At 70.1% G+C, this 25596-nt stretch carries 28 protein-coding genes; 22 read left to right on the top strand and 6 right to left on the bottom strand.

The window, feature by feature from the left end:
* Positions 1-96 precede the first annotated feature (96 nt).
* The 4 genes from AB0I69_RS04685 to AB0I69_RS04670 all read left to right on the top strand — a co-directional run bounded on the left by AB0I69_RS04685 (position 97) and on the right by AB0I69_RS04670 (position 3371).
* Positions 97-582 (top strand): MaoC family dehydratase N-terminal domain-containing protein, encoded by a 486-nt coding sequence (locus AB0I69_RS04685; RefSeq protein ID WP_363094056.1) that lies wholly within the window; start codon positions 97-99, stop codon positions 580-582.
* Positions 579-995: an acyl dehydratase gene (locus tag AB0I69_RS04680; protein WP_363094055.1), complete on the top strand. Its 417-nt coding sequence runs from the start codon at positions 579-581 to the stop codon at positions 993-995. The genes AB0I69_RS04685 and AB0I69_RS04680 overlap by 4 nt, the downstream gene beginning before the upstream one ends.
* A gap of 215 nt (positions 996-1210) precedes the next feature.
* The gene (locus tag AB0I69_RS04675; RefSeq protein WP_363094054.1) at positions 1211-2560 is read left to right on the top strand and encodes a GH25 family lysozyme; all 1350 of its coding nucleotides are present in this window, start codon (positions 1211-1213) and stop codon (positions 2558-2560) included.
* Between the two features lie 82 nt (positions 2561-2642).
* Entirely contained in the window at positions 2643-3371 is a 729-nt protein-coding gene (locus tag AB0I69_RS04670) for a D-Ala-D-Ala carboxypeptidase family metallohydrolase (protein WP_363094053.1), read from the top strand.
* Positions 3372-3432: 61 nt separating this feature from the next.
* On the opposite strand, the gene AB0I69_RS04665 is transcribed toward AB0I69_RS04670, so the two are convergent.
* The 5 genes from AB0I69_RS04665 to AB0I69_RS04645 all read right to left on the bottom strand — a co-directional run bounded on the left by AB0I69_RS04665 (position 3433) and on the right by AB0I69_RS04645 (position 8250).
* A complete protein-coding gene (locus AB0I69_RS04665; protein ID WP_363094052.1) occupies positions 3433-4458 on the bottom strand; it encodes a helix-turn-helix domain-containing protein in 1026 nt (341 codons plus the stop codon).
* A gap of 141 nt (positions 4459-4599) precedes the next feature.
* On the bottom strand, positions 4600-5553 hold the full coding sequence (locus tag AB0I69_RS04660; protein WP_363094050.1) for a zinc-binding dehydrogenase: 954 nt from the start codon (positions 5551-5553) through the stop codon (positions 4600-4602).
* Positions 5550-6395: an ABC transporter permease gene (locus AB0I69_RS04655; protein WP_363094049.1), complete on the bottom strand. Its 846-nt coding sequence runs from the start codon at positions 6393-6395 to the stop codon at positions 5550-5552. The genes AB0I69_RS04660 and AB0I69_RS04655 overlap by 4 nt, the downstream gene beginning before the upstream one ends.
* Positions 6392-7243, bottom strand: coding sequence for an ABC transporter ATP-binding protein (locus tag AB0I69_RS04650; RefSeq protein ID WP_363094048.1), 852 nt, complete (start codon positions 7241-7243; stop codon positions 6392-6394). The genes AB0I69_RS04655 and AB0I69_RS04650 overlap by 4 nt, the downstream gene beginning before the upstream one ends.
* Positions 7243-8250 carry an ABC transporter substrate-binding protein gene (locus AB0I69_RS04645; protein WP_363094047.1) on the bottom strand — a complete coding sequence of 336 codons (1008 nt, stop codon included), beginning with the start codon at positions 8248-8250 and terminating at the stop codon, positions 7243-7245. The genes AB0I69_RS04650 and AB0I69_RS04645 overlap by 1 nt, the downstream gene beginning before the upstream one ends.
* A gap of 258 nt (positions 8251-8508) precedes the next feature.
* On the opposite strand from AB0I69_RS04645, the gene AB0I69_RS04640 reads away from it, so the two are divergent.
* The 18 genes from AB0I69_RS04640 to AB0I69_RS04555 all read left to right on the top strand — a co-directional run bounded on the left by AB0I69_RS04640 (position 8509) and on the right by AB0I69_RS04555 (position 24801).
* Positions 8509-9729, top strand: a complete 1221-nt coding sequence (locus tag AB0I69_RS04640) for a Rieske 2Fe-2S domain-containing protein (RefSeq protein WP_363094046.1) — start codon at positions 8509-8511, stop codon at positions 9727-9729.
* Positions 9726-9848, top strand: a complete 123-nt coding sequence (locus tag AB0I69_RS04635) for a hypothetical protein (protein ID WP_363094045.1) — start codon at positions 9726-9728, stop codon at positions 9846-9848. The genes AB0I69_RS04640 and AB0I69_RS04635 overlap by 4 nt, the downstream gene beginning before the upstream one ends.
* The gene (locus AB0I69_RS04630; RefSeq protein WP_363094044.1) at positions 9845-11185 is read left to right on the top strand and encodes a deacylase; all 1341 of its coding nucleotides are present in this window, start codon (positions 9845-9847) and stop codon (positions 11183-11185) included. Before AB0I69_RS04635 ends, AB0I69_RS04630 begins: the two co-directional genes overlap by 4 nt.
* Positions 11182-12138, top strand: coding sequence for a catechol 1,2-dioxygenase (locus tag AB0I69_RS04625; protein ID WP_363094042.1), 957 nt, complete (start codon positions 11182-11184; stop codon positions 12136-12138). Before AB0I69_RS04630 ends, AB0I69_RS04625 begins: the two co-directional genes overlap by 4 nt.
* A 7-nt stretch (positions 12139-12145) precedes the next feature.
* Positions 12146-13015: an alpha/beta fold hydrolase gene (locus tag AB0I69_RS04620; RefSeq protein ID WP_363094041.1), complete on the top strand. Its 870-nt coding sequence runs from the start codon at positions 12146-12148 to the stop codon at positions 13013-13015.
* A 43-nt stretch (positions 13016-13058) separates the two neighbouring features.
* Entirely contained in the window at positions 13059-13886 is an 828-nt protein-coding gene (locus AB0I69_RS04615; protein ID WP_363094040.1) for an IclR family transcriptional regulator, read from the top strand.
* Positions 13883-14404, top strand: a complete 522-nt coding sequence (locus AB0I69_RS04610) for a MaoC family dehydratase N-terminal domain-containing protein (protein ID WP_363094039.1) — start codon at positions 13883-13885, stop codon at positions 14402-14404. The genes AB0I69_RS04615 and AB0I69_RS04610 overlap by 4 nt, the downstream gene beginning before the upstream one ends.
* A complete protein-coding gene (locus AB0I69_RS04605) occupies positions 14401-14793 on the top strand; it encodes an acyl dehydratase (RefSeq protein ID WP_363094038.1) in 393 nt (130 codons plus the stop codon). The genes AB0I69_RS04610 and AB0I69_RS04605 overlap by 4 nt, the downstream gene beginning before the upstream one ends.
* 67 nt (positions 14794-14860) lie before the next feature.
* Positions 14861-15874 (top strand): NAD(P)/FAD-dependent oxidoreductase, encoded by a 1014-nt coding sequence (locus tag AB0I69_RS04600; RefSeq protein ID WP_363094037.1) that lies wholly within the window; start codon positions 14861-14863, stop codon positions 15872-15874.
* Between the two features lies 1 nt (position 15875).
* A complete protein-coding gene (gene fdxA, locus AB0I69_RS04595; protein WP_363094036.1) occupies positions 15876-16196 on the top strand; it encodes a ferredoxin in 321 nt (106 codons plus the stop codon).
* A 157-nt stretch (positions 16197-16353) separates the two neighbouring features.
* Positions 16354-17688, top strand: coding sequence for an amidohydrolase family protein (locus AB0I69_RS04590; protein ID WP_363094035.1), 1335 nt, complete (start codon positions 16354-16356; stop codon positions 17686-17688).
* Between the two features lie 13 nt (positions 17689-17701).
* On the top strand, positions 17702-18664 hold the full coding sequence (locus AB0I69_RS04585) for an ABC transporter permease (RefSeq protein ID WP_363094034.1): 963 nt from the start codon (positions 17702-17704) through the stop codon (positions 18662-18664).
* On the top strand, positions 18654-19535 hold the full coding sequence (locus AB0I69_RS04580; RefSeq protein WP_363094033.1) for an ABC transporter permease: 882 nt from the start codon (positions 18654-18656) through the stop codon (positions 19533-19535). Before AB0I69_RS04585 ends, AB0I69_RS04580 begins: the two co-directional genes overlap by 11 nt.
* Positions 19536-19589: 54 nt before the next feature.
* On the top strand, positions 19590-21173 hold the full coding sequence (locus tag AB0I69_RS04575; RefSeq protein ID WP_363094032.1) for an ABC transporter substrate-binding protein: 1584 nt from the start codon (positions 19590-19592) through the stop codon (positions 21171-21173).
* Entirely contained in the window at positions 21170-22207 is a 1038-nt protein-coding gene (locus tag AB0I69_RS04570; RefSeq protein WP_363094031.1) for an ABC transporter ATP-binding protein, read from the top strand. Before AB0I69_RS04575 ends, AB0I69_RS04570 begins: the two co-directional genes overlap by 4 nt.
* On the top strand, positions 22200-23228 hold the full coding sequence (locus AB0I69_RS04565) for an oligopeptide/dipeptide ABC transporter ATP-binding protein (protein ID WP_363094030.1): 1029 nt from the start codon (positions 22200-22202) through the stop codon (positions 23226-23228). Before AB0I69_RS04570 ends, AB0I69_RS04565 begins: the two co-directional genes overlap by 8 nt.
* Entirely contained in the window at positions 23225-24016 is a 792-nt protein-coding gene (locus tag AB0I69_RS04560) for an alpha/beta fold hydrolase (RefSeq protein ID WP_363094029.1), read from the top strand. Before AB0I69_RS04565 ends, AB0I69_RS04560 begins: the two co-directional genes overlap by 4 nt.
* The gene (locus AB0I69_RS04555) at positions 24013-24801 is read left to right on the top strand and encodes an IclR family transcriptional regulator (RefSeq protein WP_363094028.1); all 789 of its coding nucleotides are present in this window, start codon (positions 24013-24015) and stop codon (positions 24799-24801) included. Before AB0I69_RS04560 ends, AB0I69_RS04555 begins: the two co-directional genes overlap by 4 nt.
* Here the strand turns inward: AB0I69_RS04555 and AB0I69_RS04550 are convergent.
* Positions 24755-25552 (bottom strand): alpha/beta hydrolase, encoded by a 798-nt coding sequence (locus AB0I69_RS04550; protein ID WP_363094027.1) that lies wholly within the window; start codon positions 25550-25552, stop codon positions 24755-24757. The two genes, AB0I69_RS04555 and AB0I69_RS04550, sit on opposite strands and share 47 nt — an antisense overlap.
* Positions 25553-25596: the final 44 nt, after the last annotated feature.

Raw genomic sequence — 25596 nt, 5'->3', positions numbered from 1 at the left:
CCAAGCGGAACGGTCCGCTGAGCGGGCCGGTTCCGTGGCGGTCGGGGGCGGGCGGTCCTTAGCGTCCGGGCGTCGGACGACCACAGGAGGCAACGGATGTCCCAGAGCGCCGTGTTGGAGCTGGTGGAGGAGCGGGCCCGGGCGTCGATGGGGAGTTGGGAGCGGCGGTCGTTGGGTGTCGTACGGGCGGAGGACGCGGCGGAGTTCGCACGGGCGGCCGGAGAGCGGGCACCGTATCTCGTCGATCCCGCTCGCGCCGACTTCGCCGTCCATCCGATGTATGTGGTGAGTCTGCTGCGCGGGGCTCCCGGGGCCGATGCGGCGGAGTTCCGGCCGGACGGCATGTACCGCGACGAGGTGCCCGGCACGGACGGGCTCGACGTGCGGCTGATGGCGGGCGGTCAGGACGTGCGGTGGGTCGGGGCGGTGCGGGCGGGTGACCTGATCGAGCTGCGGCGCGCGCTGACTGCCGTGGAACGCAAGGGTGTTGGTGAGGGATTCCTCCTCCTCACGATGGAGAAGGTGTACGGCACGGCGCGGGGGACGCTGGTCGAGGTCACGGAGAGGTTCATCGTCCGATGACGGGCCGCCGAGTGCGCCAAGTCGTCGTGGGACAGGCCGTGTTGCCCGTCGAGCTGACGCCCGACGCGATCACCCTCCTGCGGTTCGGCGCGGTCACCCGTAACGCCCATCGCATCCACTACGACAACGAGTTCGCGCGGTCGGAGGGGCTGGCCGGGGCGGTCGTCATGGCTCAGCTGCACGGGTGTCTGTTTCACCGTGCTGCCGCGGAGTTCGCGGGTGTGGGCGGGCAGGTGCGGGAGGTGGGGTGGCGGAACCGGGCGCCGGCCTGCGTCGGGGGCCGGCTGGTGGTGACGGGCACGGTGCGGTCGGTGGACGCGAGGAGTGGTGCGGTCACTCTCGATCTCGTCGAGCGGTGCGGTGCCGGGGGCGTGGTGTGCTGCCGAGGGCGTGCGGCGGTCGTCCTGGGGTGAGACGGGGTGTGAGGGAGGGGGCCGTCTCCCCAGCGCACTCCCGCTCCGCCTCTGGTGTCCCGTGTTCATCCCAGCCGTGATCCATCCCCGCAGGTCACAGGCGTGTGACCGTCCCGGCGTCCCAACCCGGGCAGGAGGATCCGGTCCGAGCGGCGGGCGCTGCCAGCATGAGTCTGCCGGACGTTGCCGGCAACTCATCAGAGGGGGAACACCAGATGGGACAAAGGACGCTTCTGCGGGGTCTGACCCTCGCCGTGGCAGCGGTCCTGCCCCTGTACGGGCCGACGGTGGTGCGGGCTGCGGAGTCCGCAGCCGTCACCGCGGTCGCCGTCTGCGGGCATACGAGCGCACAGCCCACGCTGCAGCAGGGATCTACGGGGGACGCGGCTGTCGAGGCGCAGTGCGAGCTCAATCTGGCGACGAAGCCGAGCGCATACACGCCGATCGCGGCGGACGGCTCGTTCGGGCCCGCGTCGGCGACGCGCCTCAAGGAGTTCCAGCGGTGTGCCGGGCTGGGCGTGGACGGTGTGCTCGGCCCGCAGACCTGGACGGCGCTCAACATCTGGGCCGCGCAACCGCACAGCTGCACGACCAAGGGCACGTCGACCACGGCGCAGACGACCGTGTGCGGCCACAGCAGCGCGCGCCCCACGCTGCAACAGGGCGCGACGGGCACCGAGGTCAAGGAACTGCAGTGCCGGCTGAACCTGGCCATGGAGCCGTTCCACTACTCGCCGCTGGCGATCGACGGCGCCTTCGGAGGCGGGACCGAGTCCCGGGTCGTCGAACTCCAGCACTGCGCCGACCTCGGTGCCGACGGCGTCGTAGGCCCCAACACCTGGGCGAAACTGGTGGACTGGTCCAGTCGGAACACGTACTGCACGCCACCGCGCCCCGCCGGTTACCCGATCGACGGCCTGGACACCGCCAAGTACCAGCACCCCGACGGCGCGCCGATCGACTGGAAGGCCGTGAAGGCCTCGGGTGTCGAGTTCGCGACGGTCAAGGCCACCCGGGGCCTGAACGTCACCGACGAATACCTCGCCACCGACCTCGAAGCGGCCAGAACCGCGGGGCTGGCCGTCGCGCCCTACCACTTCTACACGGGCACGGCGCCCGACACGGGCGCCGCGCAGGCCGACCGGTTCATCGCCGCGGTGCGGGCGACCGGCTACACCGGGCAGCGTGCGGGCGATCTGCCGCCGATATTCGACCTGGAACGCATGGACGACGGCAGTGGGCGCTGTCCCACCTACGGCACGGTGGACGACGCGAAGGCCTGGCTCGACCGGGTGGAGGCGGCCTTCGGCCGTACTCCGATCATCTACACCCAGAAGTCCTTCCTGGACGACTGCCTGGGTTCGACCACCGCCTTCGCCCGGTATCCGCTGCAACTCGCGGACTACCGCACGTCGATCACCTCGCCGCCGGTGCCGACCGGCTCGACGACCTGGGCGATGTGGCAGTACACCGACGCCGCGCTCTTCCCGGGCCTCCAGGCTCCGGCGACCGGGGACGTGTTCAACGGCACCCAGGCCGACCTGGACCGGCTGGCCAACCGCTGATCCCGGCCGGACCATCGCTTTCCGACCTCTTCCCCCACCACCGTTCTCCGAAAGGACGATGATGACTTCTTCCTCCCGACCCATGAACCGCCGGGCCATGCTGCGTGGCACGCTGGCCGCCGGTGCCGGCCTCGCGTTCGGTCAGCTGCTGTTCTCGGGTGTCGCACAGGCCTATTCGTGGTCGCGCACCCTGACCGAGGGCGCCACCGGTGCCGATGTGACCGAGCTGCAGATCAGGATCGCGGGCTGGGCGGCGGACAGCGCGAGCCACAGCCGGGTCGGCATCGACGGGGACTTCGGCCCCGGTACGGCCGCTGCCGTACGCCGGTTCCAGGCGGCGTACGGTCTCACCGCGGATGCCAGCGTCGGGCCCAACACGCAGGCGAAGCTCAACGCGCTGGAGCAGTCGGACGGTTCCACGCTCCACTTCAACTGGAGCGAGTTCGAGAACCAGACGGGCGGCGCCTTCAACGGCGGCAAGCTGAGCGCGGCGCAGGTGAAGGAGAACGTCCGCCGCTGCATGTACAAGCTGGAGGCGCTGCGCAAGAAGCTGGGCGACAAGCCGATCACGGTCAACTCCGGCTTCCGCAGCATCGCGCACAACGCGGACGTCGGCGGGGCCAGCGACAGCATGCACCTGTACGGCACCGCGGCCGACCTCGACGTGCCCGGCGTGGCCAACAAGACCGTCTACCAGAAGGCGGAGACCTGCGGGTTTTCCGGGCTGGAGACGTACACCGTCGACCATCAGCACGTCGACAGCAGGGCTGACCTGGGTCGCGACTGGTGGTGGGAGGACGGCACGGTCTGACGTCGCTCTCGGGGGAGCGGAGCTCCGGGTACCGCCGCGGCGGTACCCGGAGCTCCGGGCGTCAGCTCTTCGGTTCGTCCTTCAACGCCGCCTCGCAGGAGGGCCAGTCGTGGAAGTCGTGCCGGACGCTCCACAGCCGGTGGGCCGCCTTGATGTTCCAGTCCGGGTCGAACGCCCGCAGGGGTGTGCCGTCGAGGTCCCGCAGGCGAGCGTCGGAGATCTGGAACACGCCCCAGTTGCGGCTGCCGTTGGTGTTCGGCAGCACGTACAGCGGGTCGAGGAACGACGCACAGCGGGCGATGGCCACGGCGGTGTCGGGTTCCTCGACGAACACCTCACGGACCCGTTTCGTCACCTCGGCCGGCGACCAGGTCGTCATGTTCACCTTCTGGGCGTAGAGCGCCTTCTTGGTGGCATCGTCGACCGCGTTGGTGGCCGGCAGGCCCGCCAGCACCTGGAACGCGGTCAGTCGGCGCAGGGTCTCCGGCCCGAAGTCCCCGTCGATGGCGAGCTTCCCCTTCGCCCGCGCCAACAGGGTCTGGACCTCGCGCACGCAGTCGTCGTGCTGCCCCATGCTCACCGACTTGCACGCGGAGGAGTACAGCAGCCCACCGCCGGCCGCGGACGAGGTGCCGCCGGAGCCGCTGTCGGGCATCCACACGAAGCCGGCCACCAGCACCACCGCGACCACGGCGGCCAGTACCGCGACACGGGAGGACCATTTCTCGGGCACCCGGAACCGGCGCGGCTCCCCGGTCGCGGCGGGGGTGGTCTCCTGCGGGGTGACGTCGTCCGGTTCCGGTTCCGGGTTGTCCTCGACCGTCGGGGCCGGTGCGTCCCGGTCGGTGTCGGCCAGCGCCCACAGCCGGTGGAGTTCCCGGAGTTCCTCCGCACTGGCGCCGCACACCTTGGCGAAGGCGTGCACCACCCGATAGTCCGCGGGGACGCTGAGGCCGGAGCAGTACCGATGCAGGCTGGAACCGCTGACGCCCGCTTCCTTGCCGAGACGGTCGTAGCCCCGGCGGCTGCGGTTCTTCAGCATCCGAAGGTAGGCGGCGAACTTCTCGGTATGCGGAGAGGCAACCACACAACCACCCTTGCTCAAGCCTCTACTGACGGGTAGAAGCTACACCCCGCGCAAGGAGTGCGTGCGCCCTTTCACTGCCGCGATGTGACCGCCAACGGCCTTTCCCTCGACGGTATTTGACAGAGAGTCAGTAGCAGCGCCTCAGTCCAGGTCCAGCACCACCTTGCCGATGGCCTCCCCGGTCCGCAGCCGCTCCGCCGCCTCGGCCAACCGCTCGATGCCGTGCCGCTCGATCTCCAGCGTCAGCGCCCCCGTCCGCAGATCCGCCAGCAACTCCTCCGCGTCCGCCGCGACTTCCCTGCCCCGCGACATCAGGTTCACCGGCAGCAGGGACACGTCCGCGAGCAGGAAGTCACCGAGATCCACGCCGAATTCGCGACCCGCGGTGTAGCCGACGAGCGCGGCACGCCCGCGTGGGCGGACGAGCGGGAGGGCGTCGCGCAGGACCGGGCCGCCGACGGTGTCGACGAGTACGTCGATGGGCCCGCCCACCGACTCCGCGGACAGTTCGGAGGTGAGGACGGGCTTGGCGGGAGCCGGGACGTGGGCGAGCTTGGCCGGGCGTCCGACGACCCCGATCACCTCGGCTCCGGCCCGTGCGGCGACCTGTACGGTCATCGCCCCCACCGCGCCCGCCGCCCCGGTCACGAGCACCCGCTCCCCCGGCTGGACGTGCGCGACCGCGTGCACCGCGGCCCACGCCGTGCCCGCCGGTGAGAACCAACTGCACGCCAGGGCAGGGTCCGTGCCCTCCGCGACCGTCTCCACGGCGGCGTCCGGCACCAGTACGTGTTCGGCCCAGCAGCCGTCGCGGCGCAGGCCGAGGCCCTTGCCGCCGAGCCGGACGAGGGCACCCTCGGGATGGATGTCCGAGGCGAGGACGACCCCGCATCCCGTGGTGCCCGGTACGGCGGGCAGGTCGGGCAGGATCCCGAACTTGCCGTCCACGACGTTCAGATCGAGGTGACCCACCTGGGCCGCCCGCATCCGTACGAGGGTGTGGCCCGGGCGGGGCTCCGGCACCGGGCGCTCCACCAGGCGGGGCAGCGAGCCGAAGCTCTCCAGGACCAGGGCGCGGGACTTGGCGGACGTCACAACTTCACTCCGTATCGACGCAGGACGCGGGACGCGACGATCCGCAGGACGCGGGACGCGACGATCCGCAGGACGCGGTCGAAGACGAACCCGAGGATTCCCAGGGTGATGATTCCGACGAAGACCCAGTCGATCCGCCCGTAGTTGCGGGAGGTCCAGATCAGCGAACCGAGGCCGACCTGGGAGGCGACGATCTCGGCGGAGACGATGGTCAGGAAGCTGTTGCCCATGGCGAGGCGTGCGCCGGTGACGATGTGCGGCACCGTCGAGGGCAGCACGACGCTCCGCAGGATCTGGCGGCGGTTCGCGCCCAGGTTCCGGGCAGCGCGCAGCTTGGACTCGCTCACCGCCATGACACCGGCGCTGGTGTTCACCGTGACGATGAAGACGGCCGTGTAGAAGATCAGGACGACTTTCGACGACTCGCCGATGCCGAGCCACACCACGGCCAGGGTCACGAAGGCGACCGGCGGGATGAACCGGAAGAACTCGATGTAGGGCTCCAGGAGTTGGCGCACCACCGGGACCTGTCCGACGAGCAGCCCCACCGGTGCGCCCACGAGGACGCCGAGTCCCCAGCCGATCAGGATGCGACGGCTGGAGGCGACGATCGAGTTGGTCAGCGTGCCGTCCGACGCCAACTGCCGTGCCGCGCTGAGGGTTTCGCTCGGGGAGGCGACCAGCGAGGAGCCGTACGCCATCGCCAGCAGTTGCCAGACGGTGAGGCCGACGAGGACGGAGAGGGTGTACATGCCGAGTGCGCGCAGTCGCCCCGCGCTCGTCCGGGCCGGGCGTTTCCTGGTCCCCGCGCTGCCGGTGGCGGCGGCCGTGGCGGTGGTCATCGGGGGTCCTCCTCCGTGGTGCGCGACTCGTCGTCGAGTCCCTGGTCGCGCAGCGCCTTGCGGACCTCTTCGCCGATGTCCTCGCGGAGTCGGCGGCGCAGTTCGACGGCGGCGGGGTCGTCCTCGTCGCGGGGCCTGGGGAGGTCGACGGGGTAGACGGACTTCACCGAGGCCGCCGGGCCCGCGGTCATGACGGCGATGCGGTCGGCGAGCAGGATCGCCTCGTCGATGTCGTGGGTGACGAAGACGACGGTGCAGCCCGAGGCACGCCAGATGCGGTCCGTCTCCTCCTGCATCACCTGCCGGGTCTGCGCGTCGAGCGCGCCGAAGGGTTCGTCCATCAGGACCACGCCGGGTTCGTTGGCCAACACGCGGGCGATCTGCACCCGTTGGCGCATGCCGCCGCTGAGCTGGCCCGGGAAGCGGTCGGCGCAGTGCCGTAGCCCCACCAGGCCCAGGTACTCGGCGGCCACCTTCGCCTGCTCCGTGCGCGAGGCGCCGCGCATGCGGGGACCGAAGGCAACATTCTGACGCACCGTCATCCAGTCGAAGAGTGCCTCGCTGCTCTGGAAGACCATGCCCAACTCCGGGTCGGGGCCGGTGATCGGAGCCCCGCCGACGGACAGGCTGCCCTCGTCCACGGGCACGAAGCCGGCCATGGCGGACAGCAGCGTGGACTTGCCGCAGCCGCTCGGGCCGAGCAGGCACAGGAACTCGCCGGCGGCGATGTCGAGGGAGATGTTCTGGACGGCCTGAAGGGAGCCGAAGCGGATACCGACACCGTCGGCGGCCAGCGCCGCACCGCGACCGCTGACCTGCGCGAGGTGGGTCTTCACGGCCTCCGTCATCACGACGATCCCTTCAAGTGCTCGGTGAACCAACCGCGTTGGACGACCGTCGTGACATCCGGCTGGGCCTTGACCTTGCCGGTGTCCACGAAGAACCTGGCCGTGTCCGCGTATCCCTTGAGGTCCGCGGCCGTGAAGTCACGGGTTCCGAAGTCGATCTCCTTGATGGCGGTCAGGGTCTGGGCCGCCGGGACCTTCACGGCCTTCTCGGTCGCCTCGGCCGCGGCCTTCGGGTCGCTCTCGGTCAGCCGGGCCGCCTCCTGAAGGGTCTGGGCGACCTTGGTGGCGGTGTCGGAGTTGGCCTTCAGCCAGGCCGCGCTCGTCAGCAGCCACTGGGAGTAACTCAGGCCGTAGGCACCGGTGTTCTCCAGGATCCGGCCGCCCTGCGCGACTCCCTTGGTGGGCCAGGGCTCCCAGAGGACGTACGCGTCGACGTCGCCCTTCTGCATCAGGGCCGGGATCTCGGGCGGGTCGGCGGTGACGAACTTGACCGACTTGGGGTCGATGTCCTTCGACTCCAGGAACCGGGTGGCCGCGAGTTCGGACAGACCGGGGGCCACGGCCATCTTGCGGATGTTCGCGGGGGACTTCACCTTCGGGCCGAGGACGACCTTGAGGTACTTGCCGGACTGTTCGTAGACCAACAGGGAACGCAGGTCGGGGTCTTGGGGCAGCATGCTGATCGTCGTGGTGTCCGAGTTGCCGGACATCTGGACCTGGCCCGCGACGAGGTTGTTGACGCCTTCGCTGCCCTGCCCGAACTGGACGAGTTGGACGTTCACTCCGTGCTTGGCCCACAGGCCTTCGGCGTCGGCGAGGAAGAAGGGCGCGTACGAGGCGTCGATTCCGACGCCGATGCGGATCGTGGGGCCCGCGGCGTTCTTGCCGGAGCCGGAGCCCGCGGTCGAGTCGGTGGTGCCCGCGCCGCACGCGGTGAGCGTGAGGAGTGCGACGGCGAGGGCGGCGGGGCCTGCGTAGCGGTGGCTTGTCGTGGACCGTGTCTCCATGAGTACCTCGGGGGGTCGGTGGGAGACCGCCGGTTTCGGCTGGTCGTCGGGTGCGGCCCGGGAATTGGCGCACCGTAGAACGGCGTGTGGCCTCCACGCATCGACGAGGGTCCGCTGAACGGGACGCGCAGGTGAAGCGCGGTCTCCGGACCCGTCCCCGGGGCGCGGTCTGCTCAGCGGGACGGGTCCCTTGGGCGGATCCAGCGGTCCGTCGCATGCTCGCCGGACAGGCATCCCGGCAGCAGGAGGACGCGCACGATGACGGTCGACGACTCTCCCGACACCCAGCCCCCGGTCCGGAGCCGCCGCAGACCAACAGGTGAGCCCGGCCGCCAGGACTGGAAGTCGTGGCCGCACTACGACGCGGCGGGCATGGGCTTCCGCGGTTATTGGTACCCGGTCACCTGGTCCAGCCAGATCACCGGCGATCCGCTCCCGTTCACGATCTGCGGCGAGAAGATCACGCTGATCCGCGACGGCGGCACAGCCTACGCGCTGCACAACCGCTGCCCGCATCGCGGCGTCCCGCTCTCCGAGGGCGACCAGCAGTTCCCCGGCACGATCAGCTGCCCGTACCACGGCTGGACCTTCGACCTGCCCACCGGCAAACTCGCCGCGGTCATCACCGACGGCCCCGGCTGCCGACTGACCGGCAAGGTGTCGGTGCGGACGTACCCGGTCGAGGAGCGCCTCGGCATGGTGTGGGTGTACATCCCCCTCGCCGACGAGGAACCGCACCCCATCGACGAGCAGTTGCCCGAGGAACTCGTCTCCAACGCCTTCGTGATGGGCGGCCGGATCGATCCGCGCGGCGGCAACTGGCGCTTCGCCTGCGAGAACGGCTTCGACGAGGGACACGCCAAGTACCTGCACCGCACGGCACTTTGGCGCCTGTTCAAGCCGATGCCCACCTGGAACATCACCCGGGTCGTGCCCAAGGGCCGCTGGATCTACCGCGTTCAGGACGAGGTGTACTGGGAGGCGGACTTCCCCGGAGTCGGCCGCTGGACCAACAAGCGCTGGTGGAAGGCCCAGCCGCCGAAGGAGACCTTCAACATCGGCAACACGGGCAAGCCGGACAAGGTCAACCCGACCATCGAGGCCCAGGAGTTCCCCGGCTTCGCGTCCCTGTCGATGCCCGGCGTGCTGCGCATCGCGTACCCGAACTTCATCCACTACGAGTTCTACGTCCCCGTCGACGAGGACAACCACCGCTATGTCGGCGTGATGGTCAACTTCACCGAGGGCTGGAACACCCTGCGTTTCTACGCCAAGTATCTCGGCGCGATCCGCTGGTTGTTCCACGGCCAGTTCTCCGGCCAGGACGCGTGGATGGTCGACATCACCGACGCGCCACCGGAGAAGCTCTACCGCCCCGACATCTCGCTGACCGCCTGGCGGAACCTCAGCGAGCAGGAGTACGGGAAGAAGCTCGCCGGCACCGACGCAGTCAACAGTTCCGACGAGAAGAAGGCATGACCATGGGCCGCACCCTGCTCACCCTGCTGATCGGAGCGGGCATCGCCCTCGGGCTCCCGCTCGCCAGGAAGCGCTTCGAGCGCACCACCATGACCCAGGTCCACAGGATCAACCAGTGAGCCCCGCAGTCGAGTTGGCAGGGCTGGACGCACAGCGGCGCGGCTGGGTCGAGGACGCCTGGGGGCAGGTCACCGGCGACCGGTTGCGCGAGCTGATCACCGGGCTGGTCGACATCCCGTCCCCGACCGGCGACGAGGCCCCGCTCGCCGCGCACATCGCCGCCACCCTCACGGCCGCCGGCTGCCGTGCCCAAGTCCAGCCGTTGGACGACCGGCAGGCCAACGCCTGGGCCCGGCTCTCCGGCGACGGCACCGGCCCCGACCTCATGCTCTACGCGCCCATCGACACCCTGACCGTGGGCGAGGAGAGCGAGGATCTGCCGTGGATCGGGCCGGAGTTGCGGGACGACATGCGCCCGCGGGCCACCGTCCACGACGACCTCGTCGTCGGCCTCGGCGCCTCCAACCCGAAGGGCCACGCCGCCTGCGTGATGATGGCCGCCGAGGCGATCGCGCTGGCCGGCATCCCGCTCACCGGCGACCTGGTCGCCGCCTTCGGCGCGGGCGGCATGCCCACCAACGCCCGCCCCGGCGGAAAACGCCTCAACACCGGCCAGGGCGCGGGCTGTTCGTTCCTCCTGGAGCAGGGCGTGTGGACCGACTACGCCCTCATCGCCAAGCCCGGCTGGACGGTCTCCTGGGACGAGGTCGGCCTCGTCTGGTTCGAGGTGACGGTCCACGGCACGCACACCTACGTCGGCTCCCGCCACCGCCTCCCCTACGACAACGCCGTCGCCCGCGCCGGTGAGGTCGCCCGGCACCTGGAGGAGTGGTTCGTCGAGTACGCCGACCGGCACACCTCCGGCACGGTCGCGCCGCAGGGCATCGTCTCCTCGATACGCGGCGGTTGGCCCCGGATGGCGGCGGTGACACCGGCGTCCTGCACCCTCATGGTGGACCTTCGCATCGCCCCGGACACGACCCCGATGCAGGCCAAACGGGAGTTCCTCGCGTCCATCGAGGCCCTCCGGGAGAAGAACCCCGGCATCCATGTCGACGCCGAGATGGTCCTGTCCATCCCCGGTACCCGCACCGACCCGGACAGCTGGATCTGCCGTAGCGCGACGGCGAGTTGGGCGGCGTTCGAGGGGCGCGAGCACGAGGTGATCAGGGGCAACAGCGGTGCCACCGACGCCAACATCCTGCGCGGGCGAGGCATCCCCACCGTGCGGGTCGGCATGCCGAAGGTCACCGACTCCCTGTTCGACATCGACTTCGCGCGGGGCATGAACACCGTCTCCGTACAGGCGATGGAGAAGCTCACGCGCCATCTGATCCGCACGGCGATCGACACCGTTACCCGGTCCCGCACAGAGGTCGAAGGGATGACGCCGTGACCGAGATCGTTCTGGGCGTGGGCGCCTCGCACAGCACGCTGATGAACACCCACTGGGAGGAGACCTTCCACAAGGACCGGGCCGAACGGTTCCGCGACGCGCTCACCGAAGCGCGGGAAGCACTCCTCGCGGCCCGCCCCGACACGGTGATCCTCGTCGGCTCCAACCACTTCCGGGGCTTCTGGCTGGACCTGATCCCGAGCTTCACGATCGGCGTCGGCGAGTGCGTCGCGAGCGGCGAGTCCGGCACCCCGAAGGGCCCGCAGCCGGTGGACGTCCCCCTGGCCCGGCACATCGCCAACTCCCTTGTGGAGAGCGGCGGTTTCGACCCGGCGTTCTCGGCCAGGCTCCAGATCGACCACGGTCAGTCGCACGCGATCCAGTACCTCTTCGAGGGCCTGGACGTGGAGATCGTGCCGCTCGTCGTCAACGTCTTCGCCCCACCCCTGCCCACCCTCACCCGCTGCGAGGAACTGGGCCGGGCGATCCGGGAAGCCGTCCTCTCCTTCCCCGGCGATCGGCGCGTGGCGGTGGTCGGTTCGGGCGGGCTCTCGCACCGGCTGCCCTGGCCCGACTGGCGTGAACCGCGCGGCGACGACGAGGAGTTCATGGTCGGCGCCTGGCTGAACGGCCGGGAGAACTGGCAGGACTACGACGTCCGGCGCCGCGAGATCATCCGCGCCGCCGAGGCCGCGCTCAACCCGGAGTTCGACGACGACTTCCTGTCGCTCGTCGAGCAGGGCGAGATCCAGCGGATCACCGCGTACACCACCGAGGAGTTGGAGAAGGTCGCCGGCAACGGTGCGCAGGAGCTGCGCACCTGGCTGCTGATGTCGGCCGTGCTCGACCACGTGCCCGGCCGTCGGCTGGCGTACGAACCGATGCCCGAGTGGCTCACCGGAATGGGCGTAGCCGTCCTCGACCCCCAACAGGCCCCCGTCGAAAGGCAGTAAGGCAGTCATGAGCATCTGGACCGAACTCTCGGGCATCGACTACCGGCACGCGTACGTCGAGACCGGCGATGTCACCACCCGCGCCCTGCAGGCCGGCCCCGAGGACGGCGAGCACGTCGTGTTCCTGCACGGCACGACCGGCCACCTGGAGGCGTTCGTCCGCAACATCCCGGCGCACGCCGAGGCCGGTTACCGCTGCCACGCCATCGACATGCTCGGCCACGGCTACACCGGCAAGCCCGACCGTCCCGGTGAAATCCCGGCCTACGTGGACCACTTGATGGCGTACCTCGACGCGGTGGGTGCCGAACGCGCGCACCTGGTCGGCGAGTCGCTGGGCGGCTGGGTCGGGTCCTGGGCCGCGAGCGAGTACCCGGACCGGGTCGCCTCCCTCCAACTCCTGTGCATGGGCGGCACGAAGATCAACCCGGCGGTGATGGAACGCCTGAAGACCTCGACCCGCGCCGCCGCCCTGGAGCCGGAGGTCTCGTACACCCGCGACCGGCTGGCGCTGCTGTGGGCCGAGTGGGACGAGGACCTGGGCGAGGAGTTGACCCAGGTGCGCTACGACATCTACCACCAGCCCGAGTTCCAGCGGAATCTGCACCACCTGCTGGCGCTGCAGGAGGTCGAGGCGCGTGAGCGCAATCTGCTGCGTCCCGACCGCATGGCGCGGATCAAGGCGCCGACGCTGGTGGTGTGGGGCAACAAGAACCCGCTCGGTGACGTGCCGGAGGCCGAGGCGATAGCCGCAGCGATTCCCGGGGCGCGGCTGGAGATCTTCACCGAGTGCGGACACTGGCCGCAACATGAGAAGGCCAGCCTGTACAACCCGCTGAGTCTCGCGTTCCTCGCCGAGTCGTCGTCCGCGCGCTGAGCGCGGGCTCCCAGCCGTAACCGTTGATCGTGAGGTGTCCGCCATGACCGTCGTCCCGATCGCCCGCGCCGCGGCCTACTCTCCCCCGCCTCCCGTGACCGGTGCGACCACGTCCGCGCCCGCCTCGCCGGACTCGATGAACTCCGTCCTCGGCAAGGTGCGGCCCATCCTGGAGGCGTTCACCGTCGATGACGAGTCGCTCTCCCTCGCGGATCTCGTGCGCCGTACGGGAGTTGCGAAGGCCACCGTGCACCGGCTGTGCCAAGAGCTGGTGGTCTGGGGGCTGTTGGAGCGGGCGGGGTGCGACTACCGGCTCGGGCTGCGGCTGTTCGAGATCGGTCAGCGGGTGCACCGGCAGCGGATCCTGCGCGAGGTGGCGCAGCCGTACATGGAGGATCTGCTGTTGGCGACCCAGGAGACCATCCACTTCGCGATCCACGACGGCCTGGATGTCGTCTACTTGGAGAAGATCCTGCCGCACCGGGGCCTGAGCGAGGAGTCCCGGGTGGCGGGGCGGCTCCCGCTCTACTGCACGGCCACCGGGAAGGCGATCCTGGCCTTCTCCCCCGCCCCCCTGTTCGGGGAGGTGGTCAGGAACGGGCTGAAACCGTTCACCCGGCACACGATCACCTCTCCCGGGCGGCTGCGCGGTCAGATGGAACGTATCCGGGAGGAGGGCATCGCGACCGAGGCGGAGGAGGTCAGACTCGGCTACATGAGCATGGCCGTGCCGGTCTTCGGCCGGCAGAACACCCTCGCCGGCGCCCTGTCGATCACCGCCCCGACCTACCGCGTGGACGCCGCCGCGCACGCGAGCGCGCTGCGCACCGCGGGTCTGGGCATCGGCCGATCGCTGAGGTCGGCGCTGTGAACGTCCTGGACGAGGTGCTGACCCGGGCCCGAAGTCTCGTCGGCCGGTGGGAGGACGAGGACTGCGGGACGGTGACCGTCAAGGACTTCTGCCGGTACGCCGCCGCACTGAACGACGCCGACTACATCGACCGGGCGCGGAAAAGGGAGGCGACGGGCGAGCCGGTCGAGGCTCCCGCGCTCTTCCTCGCGGCGACCATGAGCTGGGAAGACGGGCCGCCCGAAGGGGAGTTGAGGCCCGACGGGCTCGCCGCCCGGGAGTCGCCGTGCACCGAGGGCCTGCCGGTCCGCCAGGTGCACGGCGGCCAGACGGTACGGCTGCTCCGGGCCCCGGTCGCGGGCAACCGTGTCACCGCCTCCCGCGCGGTCACCTCCGCCGAACGCAAGCAGGGCCGCTCCGGCGCCTTCGTGCTGCTCGGCCTCACCACCCGCTTCACCTCGGCGGACGGCACCGAACTGACCGCCGTGGACGAGACGATCGTAGTGATGGAAGCCATCGACTCCCCTGGGGCCACATGAACCCGCCCGTCGCCGGTGACATCTGCCCGCCGCAGCGGTACGCGCACAGCACGGTCCAACTCTTCCGCTTCAGCGCCGTCTCGTGGAACTCCCATCGCATCCACTACGACGCCGAGTTCGCCGCCTCGGAGGGCTTCCCGGGCGCCGTCGTACAGTCCACGCTGCACGGCGAGACCCTCACCCGGTACGCGTTGGCGTGGGCCGGGCCCGACTCCCGTCTGGAGACGGTGAGTTGGCGCAACCGTACGACCGCCGTGGCCGGTGAACCCCTCACTTGGACCGCGACCGTGCGGGCGGTGGAGGGCGCACATGTGTCCCTGGAGGTCGCCGTCCTCAAGGCCGACGGCACTCCGTGCGTGACGGGAACGGTCCAACTCGCCCTCGTCTGACCCCCCGTCCCGGCAGCCGGACCGGTTCCATTGGGCGCTGAGCAGTCCGTTCCTACGCTCCTGAACCATGAGCGTTCCTATAGATGCGCCGGTCCAGTCACCGGTGATCGAGACCGACATCCTGATCATCGGCGCCGGCCCGTCCGGCCTCTACGGCGCCTACTACGCCGGTTTCCGCGGACTGCGCGTCACCGTCATGGACGTCCTGCCGCAGTGCGGCGGCCAGATCAGCGCGATGTACCCGGAGAAGCCCATCTTCGACATCGCCGGATTCCCGTCGGTGCGGGGCCGCGACCTCGTCGACAACCTGGTCGCGCAGGCCGCGCCGTACGACGTCCGGTACGTCCTCGGGGAGCGGGCGGTCCACCTGGCCCACGATCGCGAGGGCCGTCCTGTCGTCCGCTCCGACACGGGAACCGTCGTACGGGCGGGGGCAGTTGTGATCACGGGCGGGGTGGGGACGTTCACGCCCAGGGCGCTGCCGGCCGGCGAGGACTTCCTCGGGCGCGGGCAGGTGTACTTCGTGCCGGACCCGGCCGCCCACACCGATCACGACGTGGTCGTCGTCGGCGGTGGGGACAGTGCCTTCGACTGGGCGGCGCTGCTCGCCCCGATCGCCCGGTCCGTCACCCTCGTCCATCGCAACGCGCGCTTCCGGGCGCACGCGGCGAGCGTGGAGAAGGTGCACGCGCTCGGCATCGAGATCATCACCGACTCCGAAGTGAGCGCGCTGCACGGTGAGTTGGGCGTCGAGCGGGTCGAGGTGCGGCACCGGGTCGAGAAGACCGTCCGGCAGCTGCCCGCCCGTACCGTCGTCGCCGCGCTCGGTTTCATCGCCGATCTTGGACCGCTCCAGACCTGGGGGCTCGAACTCCAGGCGCGGCGGATCGCCGTGGACACCCGCATGGCGACCAATCTGCCCCGCGTGTTCGCGGCCGGCGACATCACCCACTACCCGGGCAAGGTGCGGCTGATCTCCGTCGGCTTCGGCGAGGCCGCCACCGCCGTGAACAACGCGGCCACCGTCATCGACCCCGAGGCGGCCCTGTTCCCCGGCCATTCCACCGAGAAGGAGAACTGACATGGCCTACGTCATCGGATCGGCCTGCGTCGACATCATGGACCGGTCCTGCATGGAGGAGTGCCCGGTCGACTGCATCTACGAGGGCGAGCGCAAGCTCTACATCAACCCGGTGGAGTGCATCGACTGCGGCGCCTGCGAGACGGCCTGCCCCGAGCAGGCGATCACCGTCGACCGCCTCGCCGACCCGGAGTTCCGCGCCGACAACCGCCACTTCTTCGAGGAGCCCCTGTCCGGCCGTACGACACCGCTCGGCACCCCCGGCGGGGCGACCGCCGTGGGGCCGGTGGGCGCCGACACGGCGTTCGTGAGCTCGCTGTGAGCCATGGCGAGTGGCGCAAATCTGCGTTTCCAGGGGTGGCGCAATCCTGCGCGTCCCGCAGGAATTCCAAGCGAAAGCTGCACCGCAACACAGGCATATCGTCGCCCGCTCACACTCCTCCTTACCAGTTCCCACGGAGAGGAGTGAACACGGTCCTATGACGGAGCGAACGGTCCTGGCCGGAATGACGTTGATCGACGGCACCGGAGGTGCCGCACGGACGAACGCGACCGTGGTGATCGACGGCGCCGTGATCACCGAGGTGGGCGACGCGGACAGCGTGGCGACGACCCCGTCGGACACGGTGTACGACCTGCGGGGGACGACCCTGCTGCCCGGCCTCATCGACTGCCATGTGCACCTGCGGTCCAACGCGGGCGACCGGCCCCAGGACGTACAGCTGTGGAACATGCTGACCTCGACGGAGGAACAGACACTGCACGCCGCGGCCAACGCCCGTGAGGCGCTGCGGTCCGGTTTCACCACGGTTCGGGACACGGCCGGTTCGCTGCCCGAGGTGGCGGTCAAGCACGTGATGGACGAGCACGTCCTCGACGGGGCGCGGGTCGTGGCCTCCGGTCTCGTGGGCATGACCGCGGGGCACGGCGACATGTTCTGCCCGGCGACCCTCGACGAGAAGCGGATGTGGGCGACAGCCGACGGCGCGGACGAGTGCCGCAAGCGGGTCCGGGAGTACGCCCGCATGGGCGTGGACCTGATCAAGATCTGCACGAGCGGGGGCACGCTCTCCCTCGGCGACAAGACCGAGTGGCGCAACTACACGGACGCCGAGATCGACGCGATCGTCGACGAGGCACACGCCCTTGGCCTGCGGGTCGCGGCCCACGCACACACCCGGGCCGGGATCACGGCCGCGCTGGTCGCCGGCGTGGACACGCTGGAGCACGGCTCCGACCTCGACGAGGACCTCGTCGAGCTGATGCTCGGACAGGGCACGTTCCTGTGCCCGACCCTGTCGATCAGCGAGTTCATGACGGAGCACGGGCGGCAGCGCGGCCTGGTGACCGAGCAGCTCGACAAGGCGGAGCTGCTCCGCGAACGCCGGCTCATGTCCGTACGGCGGGCCCATCGGGCCGGGGTGCGGATCATCACGGGCAGCGACTCCTCCAACACGATGCGTTTCGGGAACCATGCCCGTGAACTGGTGCTGCTGCACGAGCAGATCGGCATGACGCCGGCCGAGGTCCTGGTCGCGGCGACCTCCGCCGCCGCCGAGGCCCTCGGTCTCGGCGCCAGGACGGGGACGGTCGCCCCGGGCATGTGGGCGGACCTGCTGCTGGTGGACGGTGACCCGCTCGCCGATCTGGGCGTGCTCGCCGACCGGCGGCGTCTGCGCGCGGTGTTCCGCGAGGGCCGGGCTTTCGACCCGAACGCGGCCGATTCCGTCCCCGGCGCGCTGGCCGCGCGACGCCGTCCCTCCGAACCGACCCGTACGACGCCCCGGGCCTCGGCGCCGGCCGCCGCGATATAAGGGGAGAGATCCAGTGCTGCGTTATCTGTCGATCCGTGTGGTCCGCTCGCTCGCGGTGGTCCTCTGCCTCAGCGCCATCGTGTTCGCCCTGGCGCATCTGGTCCCCGGTGATCCGGCGGCCCTGATCGCCGGCGAGAACTCGACGCCCCAGCTGCGCGCCCAGATCACCCAGCAGCTGGGTCTCGACCAGCCCGTGTGGTCGCAGTACCTCACGTGGATCGGGAACGCCGTCCGGGGCGACCTCGGCTCGTCCCTGCTGGACGGGCAGAGCGTCGGCTCCCAGGTCGCCGCCCGCCTCCCGGTGAGCCTCGAACTCGCCGTCTACGCCGCGGTTATCGCGGTCCTGTGGGGCATTCCGGCGGGCATCTGGTCGGCCATGCACCAGGGGCGCGCCAAGGACCGGCTGGTCAACAGCGCGGCCTTCATGGGGCTCGCCGTCCCGCCGTTCGTGGTCGGCACGGTGATGGTCCTCCTGGTCAGCACCCTGGCGCCGGCCTGGCCGCTGTTCTCGTTCGTGCCGTTCTCCCAGGACCCGCTCCTCAACCTCCAGGTGCTGCTGCTGCCCGCCATCGCGCTGGGCATCCCGTTCGGCGCGACGCTCTGCCGCTACATGCGGGCCGCCGTCCTCGACGTCGAGGGCCAGGACTTCATGCGGACGGCGGCGGCGAAGGGCGCGGGGCGACGGCGGCTGATGCTGCGGCACGCGCTGCGCAACGCGCTGGTGCCGGTGGTCACCGCCGGCGGTCTCCAGCTCGGGGTGCTGGTCGGCGGCACCGTGATCGTCGAGCAGGTCTTCGCGCTCCCCGGGCTCGGCTCGCTGATCGTCAACTCCATCACGCAGCACGACTTCACGGTGATCCAGGGCGCGATCCTCGCGCTGGGCGCCTCCTATGTGCTGATCAACCTGGTGACCGACCTGGTCTACCCCCTCATCGACCCCCGCATCCGGACGACTGGAGCTCGCCGTGACGGTTGAATCCACCGCGCCCGCCGTCACCGTGGCCCCGGCGCGACGACGACTGCGGCCCCGCCTCGGCTGGAACGCGACACTGACCACGGGTGTCTGCGTCCTCGTCGCGATCGTGGTGCTGTCCCTCCTCATCGGCGTCTTCGGCCGCTACTCGACGACGGACGTCGGCGACTCGCTGCTCACCGGTCCCTCGGGGAGCCACTGGCTGGGCACCGACAACCTCGGCCGTGACCTGTTCACCCGGACCTTCGGGGCGGCCCGGCAGTCCCTCATGGTGGCCTTCGGGGCGACCACGCTCGCCGCGCTGATCGGCGTCCCGATCGGTCTCGTCGCGGGCTACAACGCCCGGCGGCTGGACGCGGTGTTGATGGCCGCGATGGACACCGCGATGTCGATTCCCTCCGTGCTGCTGGCACTTGTGCTGGTGTCGGTCTTCAGCCCGGGCATGTGGGTCCTCATCGGGGGCATGGGGCTGATCTTCGTTCCCTACTTCGCGCGGATCGTGCGGGCTCCGGCGCTCACCGTGCGCGAGCGGGACTTCGTGTCGGCGGCGCGGATCGCGGGCGTACGGACCCCGGTGATCATCGGCCGCCATGTGCTGCCGAACGTGCTGTCCTCCGCGCTCGTCCAGTACGCCAACACGGCCGCGACCTGCGTCCTGGTCGAGGCGTCCCTGAGCTATCTGGGCCTCGGCATCCAGCCGCCGACGCCCAGTTGGGGCCGGATGATCTTCGAGGGTCAGCGCTATATGAAGGACGACCCGCTGCTGGTGATCGTCCCCGGCATCACCCTGGCCATCGCCACGGCGGCCTTCGGCCTCATCTCCGACGGCCTGCAGGAACAGCTCAACCCGCGCGGCAGGCGCCGCACGCCCTGAACAGGCGCCCGCACCACGTCACTTCACCCTCACGTTCTTGAGAAACAGGCGGTCATGATGACGAACCACACCCTCTCCCGCAGAAATGCGCTGGCCCTCGGCGGCAGCACACTGGCCGGCCTGATGCTGGCGGCCTGCGGCGGCACGGCCACCACGGCGAGCAACACCTCCGGGAAGCCGGTCAGCGGCGGCACCCTCACCATCGGGCTCGACGGGGAGCCCACGGTCGGCTTCGACCCGCAGGTGGCCCAGGCGTACTTCGACCAGCAGATCGTCGGGCAGTTCTACGAGGGCCTGCTGAGCCTGGACAGCAAGGGCCAGATCAAGCCCGGCCTGGCCAAGAGCTACCAGCAGGTGGACTCCACCACCTACCGGTTCACGCTCCGCGACGGGATCACCTTCCACGACGGCACCAAGCTCACCACCGACGACGTCATCTTCAGCCTGGAGCGGTTGATGGATCCGGCGATCAAGTCGCCGTACACCCAGCAGTACAAGATCAAGACGGTGACGGCGCCGGACGCGAGCACGATCGAGATCAAGCTCAGCAGCCCGCAGCCGTCGCTGTACAACTTCCTGGCCCGCCCGTGGAGCGGCGCCATTATGAGCAAGAAGTGGACGACGTCCCGCACCGGGAACCAGCTCAAGCAGACGGAGAACGGCACCGGCCCCTTCGCCCTGAAGAAGTGGTCGAAGGGCATCTCCATCGAGCTCTCCGGCTACAAGGGCTACTGGGACAAGCCGAAGCCGTATCTCGACACGGTGATCTACCGCCTCATCCCCGACGAGACCTCGCGCGTCGCCTCGCTGCGCTCCAACTCGGTGCAGCTGCTGTCCTTCCGCGATCTGCGCATGGTGAGCGACGTCAAGACGACGAGCGGGGTCACCGAGGCGAACGGGCCCATCGTCTCCAGTGTCTGGCTCAACATGAACACCCTCAGCGGACCGCTCGCCGACAAGCGGGTCCGGGAGGCGTTCAACCTCGCGATCGACCGCGTGACCCTGATCAAGACGCTGGGCAGCGGCTCCGCCTCCTTCGGCTACGTCATCCCGCCGCAGGATCCGTACGGCATCACGCCCACGGCCGCCGACCCGATGTACACGCAGAACCAGAGCAAGGCCGTCGCGCTGCTCAAGGAGGCGGGCAAGAGCAAGGTCACCATCGAGCTGCTCGCCCCCAGCGACCCGGCCTACGGCCCCGACATCTCCGCCATGGAGCTGATGAAGGCGCAGCTGTCCAAGGTGGGCATCACGCTCAATCTCAAGCTCGTGCCGTTCGCGAGTGTCGTGCCGAAGGTGCTGGCCGGTGAGTACACCGACATGGTGATGATGACGAGCGTGCTCAACGCCGACCCGAGCCAGTACCTGGACCTGTGGTTCGCCAAGGGCAGCCCGGCGACCAAGGTCAAGGACCAGCACCTGTGGGACCTGATGGCCGCCGCGAAGGCCGAGCAGAACAACGCCAAGCGGGTCACGCTCTACCACCAGCTCGCCCAGTACATCGCCGACGAGGCCTACCTCCTGGTGCCGTACGCCAAGGCGGTGCGGGGCGAGGCGTGGAGCGACAAGCTGCACGGCTACCAGCCGGACGCCACGGCGACCCGCCTCAACCTCAAGAACGCCTGGCTGTCCCAGTGAAGGCCGACACCTTGGCGCCCGCCCGTCCCACCACCGAGCCCGGTGGCACGGGCCCGGTCCTCGACGTCTCCGGACTGCACATCGGGTTCGGCGGCTCGGACGTCGTCTCCGGTGTGGATCTCCGCGTCGAACAGGGCGAAGTGGTGGGCCTGATCGGCGAGAGCGGCTGCGGAAAGTCCAGTGTCGCCCTCGCCGCCATGGGACTGCTGGGCTCCGGCGCCGACGTCCGCGCCGACCGGCTGGAGGCGTGCGGCACGGATCTGCTGGGCAGCGCACCCAAAGAGTTGGAGAGCCTGCGCGGCGACCGAGTGGCGATGGTCTTCCAGGAGCCGATGACCTCGCTCAACCCGTGCATGCGGGTCGGCGCGCAGGTCGCCGAGGTGCTGCGCATCCACGGCAAGGCCGGCCGGAAGGAAGCTCAGGAGCGGGCGGTGGACCTGCTGCGCCTGGTGGAGATCCCCTCCCCCGAGCGCCGTGCCAGGCAGTTCCCGCACGAACTCTCCGGCGGCATGCGCCAGCGCGTCGTCATCGCCATCGCGATGGCGGGCAACCCGCGCCTGCTGCTGGCCGACGAACCCACGACCGCCCTCGACGTCACCGTGCAGGCCGAGATCCTCCGACTGCTCCGCTCGCTCCAGGAGGAGCACGGCATGGGGATGCTGCTCATCTCGCACGACCTCGGTGTCATCACCGCCATGTGCAGCCGCGTGCAGGTGATGTACGCCGGTCAGGCGGTGGAGTCCGGCACGGTCGAGCAGGTGCTGAACGCGCCCCGGCACCCGTACACGCGGGCGCTGCTCGCGGCGGTGCCCCGGATGCGCGAGGGCGACGGCACCCCGCTGACCGCGATCCGCGGCCAACTCACGGACGACGCCCGCCGGTTGCCCGGTTGCCGCTTCGCGCCGCGCTGCCCGCTGGCCGCCGACGCCTGCGCCGAGCCCCAGCCGTTGCGGCCCGTCGGCGAAGGGTGGGTGTCGCGCTGCTGGCGTGACATCGAGGACGCCCCGACCCCAGCCGGAGGAAACGATGAGTGAATCGCGACTGGAGCTGACAGCGGCCGAACCGACGGCTCCGCCACCCGCGGCGGACACCGAGGTACCGCTGCTCGAACTCACCGGTATCGGCCACGAGTTCGGACGCCGCCCGGGCCGTTCCGGTGTCCGGGCCGTGGACGACATCTCGCTGGTCCTGAACCCCGGGGAGACGGTCGGCCTGGTCGGCGAGTCCGGGTGCGGCAAGAGCACGCTGGGCCGGATCGCGACCAGGCTGTACCGGCCCACGCGGGGCGCCGTGCGCTTCGAGGGCAAGGACATGACGCACAAGCCGAAGAGCGCCGACCTCAAGGCGTTCCGGCGTGCGGTGCAGATGGTGTTCCAGGATCCCAACGGCTCGCTGAACCCCCGGCTGCCGGTGGGCTCCAGCATCGAGGAGCCGCTGCGTGCCCGAGGGGTGCCGCGCACCGAACGGCGCGAGCGGCTGGTGGAAGTCCTGGAGGAGGTCGGCCTCGACGCGGCGGCGGCCGGCCGCTATCCGCACGAGTTCTCCGGCGGTCAGCGTCAACGCCTCGCGCTCGCACGGGCGTTGGCCCCGCAGCCGTCCGTCATCGTCCTCGACGAGCCGACGTCGGCGCTGGATGTCTCCATCCAGGCGCAGATCCTCAATCTGCTCCAGGAGATCCAACAGCGGGACCGCATCGCCTACTTGTTCATCTCGCACAACCTCGGCGTGGTCCGCCACCTCAGTCGGCGGGTCGCCGTGATGTACCTCGGGTCGATCGTCGAGATCGCCCCGGCGCAGCAGTTGTTCGAGGCTCCGCAGCACCCGTACTCGATGGCACTGCTCTCGTCCGTCCTCGAACCCGGCGATGACACCGGGCCGGGCGAACAGATCGTCCTCAAGGGCGAGTTGCCCTCGCCGACCGACATTCCGACCGGCTGTCCCTTCTCCTCGCGCTGCTGGCTGGCCGACGACCACTGCCGCAGCGAACGCCCCGCACTCACCGAACAGACACCCGGCCATCTGACCGCATGCCACAAACCAGGGGGTCACTCATGACGGACACGCTGCACCGCGGCTATGTATCGAGCCCGTTCGGTCAGCTGCACTATGTCGAATGCGGCACGGGCGAACCGGTTCTGATGCTCCATCAGACACCGCGGTCCTGGACCGAGTACCTGGACGTGCTCCCCCACGTCGGGGCCACGCACCGGGCCATCGCCATGGACACCCTGGGTTTCGGGGCCTCCGCGAAACCCGACGGGCCGCACTCGATCGACCGGTTCGCCGACGCGGCCGACGCGTTGATCGAGGAACTCGGCCTGGAGCGCTTCCATCTCGTGGGCCACCACACCGGCGGGGTGATCGCGGTGGAACTCGCCGCACGCCACCAGAAGCGGGTCGCGAGCCTGTTCCTGTCCGCGACCCCCTTCATCGACGAGGAGAAGCGCCGCTCGGCCGGTCAGCGCAAGGCCGTCGACCACGTCGTCCCGCAGCCCGACGGCTCGCACCTGCTCGAACTGTGGAACCGCAGGCGGGAGTTCTACGAGCCCGGTGAGGAGGCCGCCCTCAACCGGTTCATGATCGACGCGCTGACCGTGCTGGACCGGGTGGAGGAGGGCCACGTGGCGGTACGCGGCTCGATGATGGACCAGCGGCTGCCGCTCGTCACCGCACGCACCCTCGCCGTCTGCGCGTCCGGCGACCACTTCTCGATGCCGGGCCTGGAGAAGTTCGCGGACGCCGGCTGCGAGACACGGGTCATTCCCGGTGGACATGTCCCCGTGCCGGAGCAGCTCCCCGAGGAGTTCTCCCGGCACATCCTCGACTGGGTGGCGGCGGGATGACCACCGCCGGCGCGGTCCGGGAGTCCGGTGAGCGGCCCAACTCGGTGCTCGGCAAGGTGAGTCTGATCCTGTCGGCCTTCGGTGACGACGACTTCTCGCTGGGCCTCGCGGAGCTGAGGTCTCGTACCGGCATCGCGAAGGCCACCGTCCACCGACTGTGCCAAGAACTCGTCGCCACCGACTTCCTGGAGCGGGACGGCTGCAACTACCGCCTGGGCGTACGGCTTTACACGATGGGCCTGCGCTCGCCCCAGCAGCGCACCCTGCGCGAAGCGGCCAGGCCGGTGATCGAGGGCCTCGCCCAGACCCTGGACAACGCCGTCATCCTGGCGATCCCGCACGACTCCGAGCTGCTCTGCGTCGAGAACCTCGGCACGCACCGCAACCACGCCCGGTCCACCGCCGACGGCCGACGACTGCAACTGCACAGCACCGCCGCGGGCAAGCTCACCCTGGCTCTTCTCCCCGAGCAGTATCCGCTCGCGAGCGTCCTCCCCCAGATGGTCCGCTGCACCCCGCACACCCTCGGCCCCGCCCAACTGCCCGGCGAACTCAAGCGCGTTCGGGAACAGGGCTACGCCGTCGAGGTCGAGGAGCGGCGCCTCGGCTACCTAGCCGTCGCGGTGCCCGTACGCGGCGCGGGCGGCGCCTACCTGGGCGCGCTCTCGGTCATCGCACCCACGGCGGGCAGCAGGATCACCCGGTTGCTCACCGCCCTGACGCAGGCGTCGAACGTCATCACGACCCGACTCGCACGCTACGACTCCCTCCGCGCTCCCCTCTAGCAACGGGCCCCGCACCGCTCTCGACCAAGGCCGCCACGAACCCCTCGGGGTTGTCGCGCATCATGTGGTGGCCCGCGTCGGGGACGTCGACGACCGGGATGCCGGCCTGCCGGACAGCGGCCTCGTCCGCGTAGGGGCGGCTGCGGGTGCCGATCAGCATCACCCTCGGCCGGGGCAGGCCGTAGAAGAGTTCCGCCGTGCCCGGAGTCGTCCCGCGTACCAGGCTCACCGCGCTTCGGTGCAGGATCGCGGGGTCGGCCGTGCGGACGCGGGCCGCGTAGTCGGGGTCCAGTGTCGACAGGACCGTGCGGAATCCGTGGCTGACGAAGTCCTCCTCGGACTGGGCGGCGATGGCCGCGCTGTAAAGTCCGCCGCCCGCACGCAAGTTGGGCTCGGCGACGACGAGCCGGGAGACCAGGTCCGGGCGGGTCGCGGCGAGGACGATCGCGAGCGCGCCGCCCATCGAATGTCCGACGAGGACGGCGTCCTTGATGCCCTCGTGGTCGAGGACGGCGGCGACCGTCTCGGCGTGCGCCTCCAGCGTGCCGGGGAAGTTCTTCGGGCGGTCGCTGAAGCCGTGGCCGAGGAGGTCGACGACGATCGCGCGTCCGCCGTAGCGTGCTGCGATTCCCGTGAAGTCGGCCGAGCCCGCGCAGCCCAGCCCGTGGAGGTACACCCGTGCGGGGCCGTCGCCCGGGATGTCGATCCAGCGGAGGTGGCCGCCGGCCTCGGGGATGTACGTGGACCGCATCGGTGTTCCTCAACTGCCTTCAGGAAAGGGGTTGTTCGGGGTGG

The sequence above is a fragment of the Streptomyces sp. NPDC050508 genome, assembly GCF_040655155.1.
Taxonomy (GTDB): domain Bacteria; phylum Actinomycetota; class Actinomycetes; order Streptomycetales; family Streptomycetaceae; genus Streptomyces.
The sequence above is the reverse complement of the archived record's forward strand: the minus strand, read 5'-3'. Positions and strand labels throughout refer to the sequence as shown.